Here is a 14,807-nt window from a genome sequence, read left to right as displayed (position 1 = left end):
AGCCCTGGAAATTAGTCCGGACATCAGATCAATTATTCTTCGAGCCAGATTGTTTGTGCTTTGTTGAATAGAGGGCTTTAGCTATGACAGATACCCTTGCGAGGTTGAGTGGTGTCGGAAATAGTGTCTTAGTCCAGTGATTCAAACTTAGAGGCCTTACTCTTATATTCGGTGAGCATAGACTTAAGAACACGGACTATTTCCACATCACTGAAGGCATAACCTTCGCTAAATGTTGCCAATTCGTCCAAACGATCAAGACACTCCTTAACCATCTTAAAGTCCAGTTTACGGGTTTGGGCGATCATTATTTTGGGATTATGAGTGGCCAGGTTGTTCTCGTTATCATCGAGTAGCTCTTCGTAGAGCTTTTCTCCGGGCCTTAGGCCGGTAAAAACTATATCGATGTCTTTGCCTTCTACTAGCCCGGAAAGCTGGATCATACGCCTGGCCAGATCAACAATCTTAACGGACTTACCCATATCAAAGACAAAAATTTCTCCTCCATCTCCCATGGTAGCAGCCTCCAACACAAGGCTACAAGCTTCCGGGATGGTCATAAAATACCTGGTAATTTCAGGATGGGTAACCGTAATTGGTCCGCCAGCCTGAATCTGTTTTTTGAATATGGGAATTACCGATCCATTTGACCCCAGCACATTACCAAATCGCGTTGTAATAAACTTTGTTGAACCGGAATCTATACTTACCAAAAATTCATTAAGGCTTTGTACATATACCTCTGCCGCTCGTTTGGTGGCTCCCATTACACTGGTGGGGTTAACAGCCTTATCGGTTGAAATCATCACAAACTTTTCCACATCGAACTCTACCGAAAGGTCTGCCAGATTTCTGGTACCCAGCACATTGCAACATACAGCCTCCGGAACATTTAGCTCCATCATGGGCACATGTTTGTAGGCAGCAGCATGAAAGATTACCTGAGGTCTGAAGCGCGAAAAGCATTCCTTAAGTCGGTTAGTATTGGTGATGTCCGCCACAAACGAGATAAGATCTTCACCCATCTTCTTGAGCCCTCTAATCTCATTCTCAATTTCAAACAAACCCGTTTCAGACTGGTCGAGCAAAATTACCTTGGCAGGCGAATAACGTACAACCTGACGAACAATTTCGCTCCCTATGGAGCCTGCAGCCCCGGTAATGAGGATACACTTATCGTTGAGCTGCTTGCTAATGAACTTATTCTTGAGCACAATGGCGTTTCTGCCCAGCAAGTCCTCAATTTTCACCTCTTTGATCTGGTTGATATCGAACTCTCCACCAATCCATTGGTCGGCAGAAGGAACACTGGTAACCTTAATTCCAAACTCCAGACAACGGTCTACCAAATCGTTTTTACGCTCCAGCGAAAGCTTGGTAGCTGCCAATATTAGTTCTGTGGGATTGTGTTTAATCACTACTTTTTCGAACTCATCTTTGGCTGAAAAAATCCTTACCCCGCCAATTACATTACCAATTTTTCTGGGGTTGTCTTCCAGAAAGCCCACTACTTTAACATTAGACCGAGTGTCATTATCCAGTAGTTGCTTGGTAATCATACCGGATCGGCCGGCTCCCATAATAAGTATTTTACGCTGGCTCTTGGGCACTGTTCTATAAAAGGCGAACAGTTCTTTAACCAGTAAACGATAACTAATGGATATAACCAGTGAAACAAGAAAAGCTATGAGTGCAACTGAATATGGTAGGGCATTTTCAGAAAGGTAATTAATGGCAAATACAATGAGCAAAGAAACCAGGTTGGCATATAGAACTCTTAAAGTATCCTGAATACCGGTATATCTGATAATTCCGGCAAAACTACGGGTAAGCAGCGAGGCAATAAGGCCGGAAATGGTGTAAATGGCTATACCACGCAAAAAGTCGAACTCATAAAGTTCATCAATTTGAAAATTGAGTCGAAGCAAGTACCCAATAAGTGCTGCCAAAGAGAATATGGTAAGATCGATCATCACAATAATCCATCTTGGCAGAACATTAAGGGTTTTAAACTTATTGAGCATTTCTCAACACTTTTCGAACTACTGATGCTATTCTATCGCGATCGGCATTGGTTAAATTAGAACCTGAAGGTAAGCATAATCCGCGTTGAAATAAATCGTGGCATACAGCACCACCATGCATTTCGGCTCCTTTATAGAGAGGTTGCATATGCATTGGTTTCCACAAAGGCCTCGATTCAATATTTTCTTCCAAAAATGCTTGCATGAAAACTTCTTTGTTCAATTTTTCATGGTCCTTGGGAAAAACCACAGTGGTTAGCCAGTGATTTGAAAATGACTGGTCTGAACTCTCTTTATGAACCGTGACCGGGCTGCCATCAAAAAGCTGGCAATAGAAGTCGAAATTCTTGCGCCTGAGCGCTACAAATTGTTCCAATAACTCCATTTGCCCTACGCCTATTCCGGCCAGTACATTGGAGAGACGGTAATTATATCCCAACTCACTGTGTTGATAGTGTACTGCCTGATCGCGCGCCTGGGTTGATAAAAAACGGGCCTTAATAATCCGATCTTTGTTAGGTGACAGCAAAGCGCCTCCTCCTGAGGTAGTAATAATTTTATTCCCATTAAACGACAGTATACCAAAGTCGCCAAAGCTGCCGAGTTTTTGTCCTTTATAGCTTGACCCGAGTGCCTCGGCTGCATCTTCTATTACGGCAATCTCAAATTCACGACAAACCTCTACGATTTCATCTATTCTGGCCGGCATGCCATACAAGTGCACTGGAATTACGGCTTTAGGTCGCTTTCCGGTCGTCTTAATCCGGTGCAGTATTACCTCACGCAGTAATTCAGGGTCCATATTCCAGGTTTCGGGATCACTATCTACCAAAACGGGATTGGCCTTTTGGTACAACACAGGGTTTATGGATCCGCAAAAGGTAAAGGACTGCACAATTACATCATCGCCAGGGCCAACGCCCAATATCTCTAAGGCTAGGTGAATAGCCGCTGTACCACTGCTAAGGGCTGCGCAATGAGCCACCCCAACATAACCAGACAAGACTTCTTCGAACTTATCGACCAAAGGCCCTAACGGAGCAATCCAGTTAGACTCGAAAGCCGATGCCACATACTTCTGTTCATTCCCGGCCATGTGGGGAGATGACAGCCAAATCTTACTCTTCTCCATTATTCAATCTAATCACTCGTCCCGGATTACCTACTACCACAGCATGGTCTGGCACATTACTGATGATTACCGCTCCTGCTCCAATAGTAGCCCATTTACCTATTTTAAGGTTAGGGATTATAGTTGCACCTGCGCCCACCTGTGTGCCCTCTCCCACCTCCACCGTTCCACAAAGGGTGGCATTTGGACTGATGTGAACATAATCTCCAATCTTACAATCATGATCTACCGAAGCAGAAGTATTAATAATGGCATGATTCCCGATCTGTGTTGAGGAATTGATCACGGCCCCGGCCATTATAACCGTACCTTGTCCAATAGAAACATCATCGCCTAGAATTGCCGAAGGGTGAATGGCCCACCCATAGGTCAAGTTATGAAGGCCGGCAATCTTTTGCCGGATACTATTCGCACCTATAGAAATGATGTACTGTTTATCTAAAGCATAGTTGTGGCCAGTATCTGTTATAACTTCGTAGCCCGCCAACTCCTTTATATTCGGATTGGCATCAAGCAAATACTCAACTGCCTCGTCATTCTTCTCAAGAATATCGATGATTACTTTTGCATGGCCTGAGGCACCTATAAGAATCATGATTCGTTTCCTTTAAACTTTTCCATTGTCACTGAGCTGTTGGAGCTTATTCCCTCCCTCACAAAAACCTTCTTGACAGTCAAAAATAGGATTTTAATATCTAACCAAAAGGATAGATGTTCAACGTACCAAACATCTAATTCAAACTTTGCCGGCCAATCGAGGCTATTTCTACCATTCACTTGTGCCCACCCTGTAATACCCGGTTTTACATTGTGCCTTTTTGCCTGCTGTTCATTGTACAATGGCAGATACTCTACCAGCAAAGGTCTTGGTCCAACCAGCGACATATCGCCTTTTATTACATTAAGCAACTGTGGGATTTCATCAAGAGACAGTTTTCTCACCAACTGGCCAATTTTGGTAAGCCGTTGCGCATCGGGTAATAAATTCCCGAATGAGTCTTTCTTATCGTTCATGGTTTTGAACTTATAGATGCGAAATACTTCGCCATTTTTACCCGGCCTAAGTTGAAAAAAGAAGGGTTTTCCGGCATTGGCTAGAGTTAGCAGCGCGGTGGTGAGTATAAAAACAGGACTCAACAATAAAAAGGCTGCCAGGGCAGCCACAAAATCAAAAGCTCTTTTAAAAAAATGCCTATACATCATTTAACTCCATGAAGTTAAGCAAACGCTCATTAATCTTATTTACATCGAACCTTTCTTTCGCTATTTCATAGCTTTCCGCTCCCATTTTCAGAACCTGATCGGGTTGTTCCATAAAATAAGCCATAGCATTTGCTAGAGCCTTTGCGTCCTTTACGGGGACAAGAAATCCATTTCTGTGTTCTTCGACTGTTTCTCTACAACCGGGATGATCTGTAGTAATAATCGGTTTTTTCATGGCCATGGCTTCTTGAATGGTTCTTGGAAGCCCCTCATTATAATAGCTGGGTAGCACAAAAACGTCAGCCGCTTCAATATATGGCCTTACGTCACTGGTAGTGCCCAGGTAATTTATAACTCCAGAATTGTGTAAGCTATCGATCTCTGCTTTGGATATTCCTCCGGGATTAGGATCAATCCAGCCTAAGAGCTGTACCTCAAAAGCATGTCCTTTTTTACGCAAAATCTCACTTGCCTCAACAAGCTCCGGTATTCCTTTCTCTTTGATCAAACGAGCAATAAAAAGAAACTTAACCTTTTCAGGTATGGAGGGCTTGCTTTTTAGACGATAGTATTCTAGGTCTACTCCTGTTCCTTCAATTACCTCCACCCTGTTTACATGACCGACCAGTTTATGCTGAACAAAAAAATCTTTATCGTCCTTGTTTTGAAATATCACTCCATCAACCGATTTCAAGGTATCTCGGTACAATTTTTTGACCAACCTGGCAATCGTTCTGGACTTGAAACTACTCTCATCAAAACCAGACCCTTTACCAGTTATTAGGGCAAATCGTTTCACGTTTCTGAACTTAGCGGCTTTTAACCCAAAAACAACGGGCTTGATAGTGTAGGCCAGCACATAATCAGGTTTTATTGCTTTAACCTGTTTTCTAAAGGCCATTAATGCCTTCAGGTCTTTTATGGGGTTTAGGCCTGTTCTTTCAAAAGAGTTAGATACGCATTTTGCTCCAATGGCTTCTACCTTACTTCGGGTATCTTCATCTATAAAAGGGGCTGCTGCATACACTTCAAAGTCTTGTACCAGCCTTTTGAGCAATGGCCCTCTAAAATTGATTAAGGAGGAAGCAAAGCCTCCAATAAGTAAAAATTTAGGCTTTCTGAAGTTCTGCAATTTCCTGATATCGTTTTTCTTGCTCTTCTCTTCTTTTCTTTCTCAAAAAGGCAATCCGTTTATCACTGTAAGCATATATAATCATGAACATAAACGGGTATAGAATAATACGTTGCCGTGCAATTAGCCCCAAGTTCACCAGTGCTAAACCCGCACCCACAGCAAAAAGACCTATGAAAATAAAACAGAACGCAATCAGTCTATCCTTTCGGATCATAGAAAAGGATCTTCTTACTGCCCGCCAATTCCTAAAAGCCAGATACCATATGAAGTAGACATCGAAAAAGCTTATTATCTGAAGAAACCCTCCGACTTCCCAAGGGAAGGGTCTGAGCAAAATATTGACAGGAGCCTGAATAAACTTTAATGGCCCCTGTGACAGAGAAATTTCACTCCCTCCGTAGGACGATTTTCTTTGTGTTTGCTCAGCAAAATCAGTCACCTCGGTAACGTCTTCAACTCCTACCACAGAAAGAAAATAAAACGCTCCCACTACAGAGAGAACAAGAATGAAAACATTTTTAAAGGTTAGCTTCTTCAAGGTTCCTAAGAAGTATGCTCCGGCTAGAGCAAAAGCAAGCATAGCTGCCAACTGTGGTCTAACAAGATAGCACCACAAAAGGCCGAAAGCCATTACATAAATGTTCTGCTTTCTGCCTTTATCTACCATGCCGGTGAGGAAGACTGCCACGCCAAAAACCATCCACGTATCTTTACTCACATTAGCTGTCCAAAACCAAAGTGAAGGGTACAATAAAAGAATATAGAGGTATGTTTTGTATTCTGCTCCACCATAGGCCCTGTAGAACACTTTGGCAAAATAGAGCAACCCAACTACGCAAAGAGCCGAGTATAGCAACCACGTACCCCGAAAGCTTTCCCCAACAAGCAATATGGCCAATGCTGCGGGGTACCCCACAAAGTTGGTTCCCGTGAAGGCAGGCCCTCTCCAAACATCTCTATCGAAAAAGGGCGATAAATCAAATTGCCTGAAATACTCAGCAAAGCGCTGCCCCCATCTAAAGTAAACCACAGGATCTCCAGCTCCTCCGTACAACCCAAAAACGACCAATGCGTAAGCTAAAACCGCAAATATTCTAATCAGAATTGTACCGGATACTATGTTCCGAAACTGGGCAGGCACATTACGCTGACCAACCAAATAGATAATCAATGAAAAAAAGACTATCGAAATAATTAAACCCGGTATCTCAAATGGAGCCAAAGACTAGTTAATTAGAGGGTTAGTAACTGGTTAAACTTATGATTTTCCTTTCGAATCAATAGCATCATTATGTGATTACAGGTAATTGCAGCACAGCTATCAATACCCAGTTACTCAACTAAGAGCATCTTTATAGAAGGAAATAGTTTCATCCACCATTCGTTCCAGGTTAAAATAAGACTTTAGCTTTTCATAAGCAGCTTCTGTAACGGAGGTTTGTCCTTCAGGGTCGTTCAAAACGCTTATAATCTGCTGACCCAGACTGGTCACATCATAAGGTTGAACGAGATATCCTGTTTTACCATGCTCCATCAACTCATTACCTGCAGGAACATCCCACGCGATCACAGGCGTTTTGGCCGAGAAGGCTTCAAGAAACACCACACCGAATCCTTCTGAAATAGAAGGTACTACTACTGCATCGGAGTTAGCCATCAATGCCCCAACTTCTGTACTATACCCCAGAAAATCGATATGTTCAGATAGCCCAAGTATTTCTACTTGCTCTTTAAGAGTAGCTTCCAGAGCTCCCGTACCTGCAATCAATAACTTAACCTCAGATCCAAAAACCCTAACTACCATCTTCATGGCCTCTATAAGAAACCTATGCCCTTTAAAGGCTACTAGCCTACCGGCAATAATCACCTGCTTGGAGGCTTTTTTAAACTCTTTTTTACCTTTAGACAGATAGTTATCAGGCATATCAAAGCCATAGTGAATTAGCCTCATTTTCTCGGGTTTGGTTAATCCCGTGGCAATAAAGAAATTTCGTAAACCATTCGAAATTGTAAAAGAAGCACACATTCGCTTCTCAGCCCATTTGCTTATAAGAAAATACGGGGTGCTCGATTGTTTAGAAGCATCAAAACCAAACTTAGACGTGAAGGTGTTATCATACCCATGTTTGGTTGAAACCAACGCGGGTTCTAACTTCATAAAGGTCTTTATCAGCGCTAAGTGTAAATCTGCGTGAATCAGATGGGTATGTACTATATCGTAGTTACCACCGTTGGCAATTTTCTTTATCTTCTTAAGTACCCGTGGGGTTGGGTATTTCCCAATGTTTACTTCAAAAGTCTTGACACCTAAAGCGTTTAGCCTTTCGATAAATGCTCCTCCTTTACCGCCTTGATAATCTGTATATAGTCTAAGGAACTCCACTTCAACTCCTTTAGCCATTAGCCCGGGAATTACTTTGAGCTGGTAGTTCTCTGCGCCAAATATGCCTCCCTCCTTTTGAACAAATAGAATTTTCACTTCAAATACCCTTCCTCCATTAAAGTTTCAATCAAAACCTTGTTGAACTTCTCCACACCGCTTTGTTTTAAATGATGCAGGTCATAAAGGTCTTCTTTATAGTGCAGTTTCATTAGCCGACTAAAGTTAATGTAGTTCCCCAGACCACTAAAACGACTATCCACTTCATCATTATTAAGTATATTCTCAAAATAGGTGGAGTCTATTGGGGATTGTACCATTAAAAGCTCTACTTTCTCCTTTTTCAGTAATTCGACAATTTCTAGAAAATAACTCCACTGGTCTTGACGAATATTCCATGAATACGCATTCTTAATTCTCTGTGCTCGAACATAACTATCATCTTTTTGAACATACCCTCCCCTTACATATGTATCCCCGTCTTTTGGTTTTACTAAAGGCTCATTGTAAGACTCATAAGTTCCACAAAACTGCAGAAATGCACGATTAATAAGAGCATTGTATGCTTTAATATGATTGGCTTTAAAAGCCAATGTAGCAACAGGCCAGGAAAATGGGCCATTGGCCAAAATATCTAAGGTAGATTCTAAACCATCTTGCTGAAAAATACCGGGATAAACCTCATAAATCACTAGCTCAGGCTTCACTTGGTTTAAATACTCTTTTAAAAGAACCAACCCTTGTCGGGGAGTCTGGTTGCTCGATCCAAGGTTGAATAGTTCGATTCCTTCATTCTTAAATATTCTCGGGTCAAAGCCCCTGTAGGCATGTGAAGAACCCAACACCAAAACGTCTGTCTTCTGTATATTGTTCGCTTCATTGGTTCTTGTATACATGTGCCCATAGCTTCCCATCTTGTAGTTCATGTTTTTCTTAAATGCCTCGAAAGGAATTAAGTTGGACCAGGCAACCAGAATTACACAATACCCCGGAATAGCCACCAAAAAGAAAATCAATATGCGCTTAAGAAATACCTTCATCAGAATTGAAAATAGATAAACGGTGTCTCTTCGGTTTGCATAAACATACCCATCAGGAAGATTAGAAATATATACCAAGACCACCTCAACCAACGAGGGTGTGCCTCCAACAGATATTCAATCGCAAACTCTCTTCTTCTCCCCAACCACTCTACAAAAACAAAGAAAAGGACTAAAACAATACACATCAAAAGTTTGCTGGAAAGCACCTCCCTTGGAACTGTAAACAGTGTAGAGTCGAAAATACCTACATAAATCTGCCAGGCGTGAGCGATGTCCTCAGCTCTAAAGGATACCCAAGCCAGAACTGTTAAAATGAAGGTTATCCCCATCTGTAGTAATTCTTTGGCAGATGGAAAAGAGCTTCTCTCGGCCACCACCTCCATATTAGACCTATTGAGCTTGAGTAAAAGCAGAGGAAGAAAGTATAAAGCGTTTAGTCCACCCCAGACCATAAAGGTCCAGTTGGCCCCATGCCAAAAGCCACTCACCAGAAATATGATAAAGACATTTCTAATTTGCCCCCACTTTGAACCCCTGCTGCCACCTAAAGGAATATAGACATAGTCTCTGAACCAGGTGGAAAGTGAAATATGCCATCTTCGCCAGAATTCGGCTATGTCTCTCGAGAAATACGGAAACGCAAAATTCTTCATCAGGTCAAAACCAAATAGTCTGGAAGTACCAATGGCAATATCCGAATAACCGGAAAAGTCCCCATAAATCTGAAATGCAAAAAACAAGGCTCCTAAGAACAGTGTACTTCCTGAATAGGATTCACTGTTGTTGAAAATCAGGTTGGCATACTCCGCACAATTATCGGCAATTACCAGTTTCTTAAAGAAGCCCCAAAGAATCTGACGACAACCGTTAGCAGCCAGCGGATAGCTAAATTGCCGCTTCCTATAAAACTGTGGGAGCAAGTGAGTTGCTCGCTCAATTGGACCAGCTACCAACTGAGGAAAGAAGCTAACAAAAGCAGCAAAAGCTATGAAGTCCTGGGTAGGTTTCAGCTTCCTTTTGTATACATCGATGGTGTAGCTGAGCGTCTGAAAAGTATAAAAACTGATTCCCACCGGCAACACAATGGAAAGAGCTCGCCCTCCTATTTCAAAACCGAAGAATGAAAAGGCAGCCTGGAAGTTCTCCAGAAAGAAATTAAAGTATTTGAAGAAGCCCAGAAAGCCCAGGTTAACCACAACACTAAGCCACAACCAGAGCCTTCGCTTGTTATCTTTTGCTTCTTTTTCAAGCTGTTTGCCCACCAGAAAATCGACCAGTGTGCTGAACAGTATTAAAGAAAGAAAACGCCAGTCCCACCAGCCATAGAAAACATAACTGGCCACCACAATCAGGGCGTTCTGAAGTCTTAAGCTGTGCTTAAATACAAACCAGTACAGCAGAAAAACTACCGGGAGAAATATGGCAAAATCAAAGGAATTGAATAGCATATGTGGTTGCTATTTGAATAGCTTCAGATAAGAGTTTATAACAAATTCCTCACTATACTTCTCAGAAACAGAATTCTTTATGGTATCTGAATCGAAATCATTATTGTGAATAGCCAAGTACATTTCATCTATCTTATTGGCTAGGCTTATTATGTTTCCCTTTTCCGCCAAAAGACCATTTTTGTTTTTGACAACAAAATTCAATGGCCCATCACAATCCGTAGATACTACTGGTAGCCCATGACGAAAAGCTTCAATTATAACATTGCCGAAAGTTTCATAGGTAGAGGGCATTATCAGAAAATGATATTTAGGCAGTATATCATTTACTTCTATAACTGGTGACAAAAAGGACACATTAGATAAATTAAGTGATCTGGCAAGAGCAACCAATTCCTCTTTCATAGGGCCATCCCCATAAATATCTACATGAAGCCCGCTTTTAATTTCCGCCAATGCAGGGATCAGATACTGATATCCTTTCTCCGGTGAAAACCTAGCCAAACACACAGCCTTTATCCCTTCACGAGGGTCAGGCCTATTTTCCTCGTCAGACTGGATCTCGGGAAAAAAATTTGGTATATGCTGAATTCTTTTTAGCCTGTAAATATCCCTGTGACTTTCACACTGCTTATCTGACATTGCCAGAACTCGCACTTTCTTTTGATTAAACAAAAGCCGCATCTCTATTCTTTTTAATACAGAAAGAAATGACGGTTTAATTACGATATCATTATGAAGTCTCACAACAATATTCCATTGCCGAAATATGAGGTTCAACCTACTTAGTTGTCTAAAGTTATTTGGCCCATTGACAACAAACATAGAATTGGGCTCACAAATTTGAGTCAGTCGTTTATAGCACTTCCATATCTTTATAGGGTTATTAGTTTTGGGAATTTGAAACTTAACAATTTTCACTTCCTGATTTAGAAGAGAACGAAATGCCCCGGAGGGGTTCGCTACCAACATCGTCACACCAACACCTCTCCGATGAAGAGCATTCGCAAGCTTTATTACAAACTTTTGTGCTCCGCCTACTTCAAAATTCCATATAAAAATATAAACGTTCATCCCGCTACTGTTTTTATAAAATCTGCAGATACACGCCCGGGTTCATGCAACAGTTTTACCATATCCAATGATCTTTCCCCAAAACTCTCCAGGCTTTGTCTATCTTGAATTATTTCCTTTACCCGTTCTATTAAATGCATTAAATCTCCTGACCTTGTAATATAGCCATTCTTACCCTCTTCGATATAGCCGGAAGAGCCATCAACATCTGTGGTTAAAACAGCCAATCCATGAGCCATAGCCTCTAACACAGTGAATGAAGCCGGATCGTGACGGGTAGGCAACACAAAAATGTCATGGGAGGCGTAAAGCCCGGACATTCCAGTTAGTGGCTGGTTGATTAATAACCGGATATCTTCTGCAAATGGAAGCTCCTCCTTCCGTTTCACCATGTTTTCATAATATTCCCCGTTTTCATCGCCTGTTCCGCAAATGGTTAACCGAATATCCTCAAACTCTTGCCTTAGTTTTATGAAGGCTTCTAACATGAGTCCAGGGTTTTTTGAGGTATAGTATTTAGCCACGCAGAGGATGTTGACTTTCCCACCTTTGAAGTAAGTTCTGTTTTCAACCTGGGGTTGTATTAGAAAAGGAAAATAGACCAATCGCTTTGATGCAAGGGGATATTTTTCAGGGTTTCCCTTGCAGGGAGACATCCAATAGGCATTGAGTATGCCCAAAACAAACTTAAATACCAGCAACTTCGGCTTAGTGTAGTGTCTGTGAATTCTAATGCGACTATGGAACACTATCCTGCACCTAAATAGCACGGATAAAAAAAGAACCATATATCCGAAACGAGAAAAAACAGGTCTGATCACAACCAGCTTTGGTTTTTGCTCTTTAAAGTACCTATAGAGACTCTTGAATGACGGATAATAATAAGGTGAAAAACTATCTACACCGTCACCACGCTTACGAGGATTCCTTTCCATTTTACGCATTGACCATCTGGAAGGAGGCAAATAGTCAGACTCGGGAAGATCGGGAAGATTAACAGTATCTGGCTTATACACCAACAGTTTCACCTCATGACCATTCTGACGAAACCCTCTGAACCAATTGAAAAGATTGGTATGGTATCTGTGATGTACGAATAATATTTTCATGCGATTAGCTCTATAACCTGAGCATTCCAAAACTTATAGTTCAAAGAGGCACTCTCTTTATCGTTATTCGTCAAGAATCTTTTGGCCTCATCAAGTTTCACCAGACCTTGTGTATTTTCAAAAATTTCTTTCAACGCTCCCGTGCCATTCGAAATTACATGGCAACCACACAGTGCTGCTTCTAAAGCCGGCCATCCAAAGCCTTCTGTCAATGATGGAAAAAGGAGAGCCTCAGCATTCTGATAACAATGCTTTAGGTCAGAGTCACTCAGGTTTTGTAGTCTGGTAACTCTATTCTTTATATCAAGTGCTTTAATGAGTTCCTCATTGGAAGAGTTGAACGAGCCTATGCGTAATAAATGAAAATCTTCAGGCAACTCGTACATGAGCTTAAGCGACCAGGAATTATTCTTATACCATGCGTCCGTTCCTACCGAAAGCACTACTCTTTTACTTTTAAAAAGAGTCTTTAAAACCTCATGATTCGTTTTTACCTCTCCACTCTCCTCCCAAAAAGGTTCTATCCCATTATGAACTACTCTAATTCCCTCATGTTTTTTAAAAGAGGGCATAAATTCTAGCAAATCGCCTTTCGTATGATTGGAAACACAAACCACACGCTCAGCACGGCTCATCAATTTGAGAAAAAGTCTGTAAATACGCCTGTGTATCCAAGCTGTATTAGACTCCGGATACAGCGTGTGAAGATCGTGGCAAACCACAATTCTTTCCTTACCCATAAATGGCAAAAGGTAGGCATACCTCTCACTAATTATTAAGTGTTTGCCCTTTTCTCTCTTTCTTCTCCAAACAAGTAAAATATAGTGCAGGTATTTTGCTATTAAACCCGATCCTTTTGGCCTCACGATTTCATAATCCAGCCCGTTAGATTTCAAACCCTGAACTACGCCATTTAAATAGCGATTCATACTGAAACTTCCACCCAGGCTAGGATATAGGTAGACTTTAAGTTGGCTCATTTAAGCGATTGGCAAGGCTATCCTCACAGACTCCTTCCGGTTGAATAAAATAAGTCTTAATGAGTTGTGGATTTTCAAACTTCTGAAAGCTGAACTGTGAAAATTGAAAGTCATGGAAATCAAGAATCTGGGCCGCTCCCATTTTTCCGAGCTCTTCTTGCAAACCGGAATAGGTAATTTTAAATAAAATAGTTGGCTTCCAATAAACAGCCGGTATCACCATGGTCGAATAAAACCCAAAACAGCCCAACGCGCTTTGAATAATCTGATTGAAGTTATCTACATGCCGAATGTAATGGATATTATCATGCTTCGGTAGCCAATCAGACTTATATGATTCCGGGTGAAGTTTGATGTACAAGGATGCTTGTTGGCTCAGGCAATAATCATTGAGTTTTTGGTAGAATCCTATCATGGCTTCTCTGCTAACAGTCTCTTCTCCAAACGAATTCTGGGCCAGGGCCTGATCAATATGAAGGTAAAAGGGCTTGTCCGTCAAAGGCTCTTCTTTTTTCAAATAATTCATTAGCTCATGACTACCTACATAGCTTATTTCATGTTCAGAAACCCTATCTGTTTCTCTATGTATTGTGGCATTAAATGGGCTATAGCAGATGTATTGGTTGGCTTTTTTAATAGAAAGAGGCAAATGTTTTGCTGCCCAATAGGGCCCAACATTTTGTTGTAACTTAGTATAAATTGCTATTGATAAAAGTTTGAAACGATCGGTGCCTATAAGCGATTTCTTTAGAAATCTCAAAGTACTAAATCCCTTTTGAACCTGGGAGTCTTTGGTTTCCCTGGCGAGGCTATTCTTTCTCCAAAGTTTTTCTCTATTCCTGTAATCTTTATAGTTAGTAAATATACCATGTTGAAGAATGAAAGTTCGAATTCCTCTTTTTTGAGCCAGATAGTTAGTAGCCATGCTCAAGCCAGACTCTATGGACATAAATATCACTCCATCAGGTTTAACCTCATCTAAGAGCTGCTGAACAGAACTAAACTCTGACCAATACCGACATTCAAAGCAATCGGCAAAATTTGGTTCTTGAGGAAAAGTTGAAGGAATGAATGTAAACCGAAACTGGTCTTCAAGTTTATAAAATGTACTTACCCAGTCTCTCCTAATGGTGGGCCAAATGACTAAGAAATGTTTTTTCTCCTTCACCAACTTATTTGGCATTTAGAAATAGTAATCAAGTTCATTTTTTCGTCACGCTAAGGGAGGGTTTTGCTTACCGAGCAAAAGACGATTGCAAGCACTTGACTACCTGCAGAC

The 14,807-nt window shown here is 41.2% G+C and carries 13 protein-coding genes; all 13 read right to left on the bottom strand.

All coding sequences use genetic code 11. From position 1 onward, the window contains the following. Window positions 1–128: 128 nt before the first annotated feature. Complete coding sequence (locus IE164_RS13005) at window positions 129–2,024, bottom strand: nucleoside-diphosphate sugar epimerase/dehydratase (RefSeq protein WP_189630662.1); 1,896 nt, start codon at window positions 2,022–2,024, stop codon at window positions 129–131. Beyond that, window positions 2,014–3,156, bottom strand: coding sequence for a DegT/DnrJ/EryC1/StrS family aminotransferase (locus IE164_RS13000; protein WP_189630661.1), 1,143 nt, complete (start codon window positions 3,154–3,156; stop codon window positions 2,014–2,016). Before IE164_RS13000 ends, IE164_RS13005 begins: the two co-directional genes overlap by 11 nt. Further along, window positions 3,143–3,751, bottom strand: a complete 609-nt coding sequence (locus tag IE164_RS12995) for an acetyltransferase (RefSeq protein WP_189630660.1) — start codon at window positions 3,749–3,751, stop codon at window positions 3,143–3,145. Before IE164_RS12995 ends, IE164_RS13000 begins: the two co-directional genes overlap by 14 nt. Further along, window positions 3,748–4,356, bottom strand: a complete 609-nt coding sequence (locus IE164_RS12990; RefSeq protein ID WP_189630822.1) for a sugar transferase — start codon at window positions 4,354–4,356, stop codon at window positions 3,748–3,750. Before IE164_RS12990 ends, IE164_RS12995 begins: the two co-directional genes overlap by 4 nt. Then, entirely contained in the window at window positions 4,349–5,491 is a 1,143-nt protein-coding gene (locus tag IE164_RS12985) for a glycosyltransferase family 4 protein (RefSeq protein ID WP_189630659.1), read from the bottom strand. The genes IE164_RS12990 and IE164_RS12985 overlap by 8 nt, the downstream gene beginning before the upstream one ends. Continuing rightward, on the bottom strand, window positions 5,469–6,716 hold the full coding sequence (locus tag IE164_RS12980; RefSeq protein WP_189630658.1) for a hypothetical protein: 1,248 nt from the start codon (window positions 6,714–6,716) through the stop codon (window positions 5,469–5,471). Before IE164_RS12980 ends, IE164_RS12985 begins: the two co-directional genes overlap by 23 nt. A 114-nt stretch (window positions 6,717–6,830) precedes the next feature. Continuing rightward, complete coding sequence (locus tag IE164_RS12975; RefSeq protein ID WP_189630657.1) at window positions 6,831–7,973, bottom strand: glycosyltransferase family 4 protein; 1,143 nt, start codon at window positions 7,971–7,973, stop codon at window positions 6,831–6,833. Further along, entirely contained in the window at window positions 7,970–8,914 is a 945-nt protein-coding gene (locus IE164_RS12970) for a hypothetical protein (protein WP_189630656.1), read from the bottom strand. The genes IE164_RS12975 and IE164_RS12970 overlap by 4 nt, the downstream gene beginning before the upstream one ends. After that, the gene (locus IE164_RS12965) at window positions 8,914–10,365 is read right to left on the bottom strand and encodes an MBOAT family O-acyltransferase (protein ID WP_189630655.1); all 1,452 of its coding nucleotides are present in this window, start codon (window positions 10,363–10,365) and stop codon (window positions 8,914–8,916) included. Before IE164_RS12965 ends, IE164_RS12970 begins: the two co-directional genes overlap by 1 nt. Before the next feature lie 9 nt (window positions 10,366–10,374). Further along, a complete protein-coding gene (locus IE164_RS12960; protein WP_189630654.1) occupies window positions 10,375–11,439 on the bottom strand; it encodes a glycosyltransferase in 1,065 nt (354 codons plus the stop codon). After that, window positions 11,436–12,548, bottom strand: a complete 1,113-nt coding sequence (locus IE164_RS12955; protein ID WP_189630653.1) for a glycosyltransferase family 4 protein — start codon at window positions 12,546–12,548, stop codon at window positions 11,436–11,438. The genes IE164_RS12960 and IE164_RS12955 overlap by 4 nt, the downstream gene beginning before the upstream one ends. Then, entirely contained in the window at window positions 12,545–13,528 is a 984-nt protein-coding gene (locus tag IE164_RS12950) for a glycosyltransferase (protein ID WP_189630652.1), read from the bottom strand. The genes IE164_RS12955 and IE164_RS12950 overlap by 4 nt, the downstream gene beginning before the upstream one ends. Continuing rightward, on the bottom strand, window positions 13,515–14,711 hold the full coding sequence (locus IE164_RS12945; RefSeq protein WP_189630651.1) for a polysialyltransferase family glycosyltransferase: 1,197 nt from the start codon (window positions 14,709–14,711) through the stop codon (window positions 13,515–13,517). The genes IE164_RS12950 and IE164_RS12945 overlap by 14 nt, the downstream gene beginning before the upstream one ends. Window positions 14,712–14,807 lie beyond the last annotated feature (96 nt).

It is taken from the genome of Roseivirga thermotolerans (assembly GCF_014653175.1).
Lineage (GTDB): Bacteria > Bacteroidota > Bacteroidia > Cytophagales > Cyclobacteriaceae > Roseivirga > Roseivirga thermotolerans.
This window is presented reverse-complemented; position numbering and strand designations above follow the sequence as displayed.

Coding starts and splice junctions, on each gene's coding strand:
- IE164_RS12960 (WP_189630654.1), bottom strand. CDS start 11,439: ATGAACGTTTATATTTTTATATGGAATTTTGAAGTAGGCGGAGCACAA.
- IE164_RS12950 (WP_189630652.1), bottom strand. CDS start 13,528: ATGAGCCAACTTAAAGTCTACCTATATCCTAGCCTGGGTGGAAGTTTC.
- IE164_RS12990 (WP_189630822.1), bottom strand. CDS start 4,356: ATGTATAGGCATTTTTTTAAAAGAGCTTTTGATTTTGTGGCTGCCCTG.
- IE164_RS12995 (WP_189630660.1), bottom strand. CDS start 3,751: ATGATTCTTATAGGTGCCTCAGGCCATGCAAAAGTAATCATCGATATT.
- IE164_RS12970 (WP_189630656.1), bottom strand. CDS start 8,914: ATGAAGGTATTTCTTAAGCGCATATTGATTTTCTTTTTGGTGGCTATT.
- IE164_RS12945 (WP_189630651.1), bottom strand. CDS start 14,711: ATGCCAAATAAGTTGGTGAAGGAGAAAAAACATTTCTTAGTCATTTGG.
- IE164_RS13000 (WP_189630661.1), bottom strand. CDS start 3,156: ATGGAGAAGAGTAAGATTTGGCTGTCATCTCCCCACATGGCCGGGAAT.
- IE164_RS12965 (WP_189630655.1), bottom strand. CDS start 10,365: ATGCTATTCAATTCCTTTGATTTTGCCATATTTCTCCCGGTAGTTTTT.
- IE164_RS12955 (WP_189630653.1), bottom strand. CDS start 12,548: ATGAAAATATTATTCGTACATCACAGATACCATACCAATCTTTTCAAT.
- IE164_RS13005 (WP_189630662.1), bottom strand. CDS start 2,024: ATGCTCAATAAGTTTAAAACCCTTAATGTTCTGCCAAGATGGATTATT.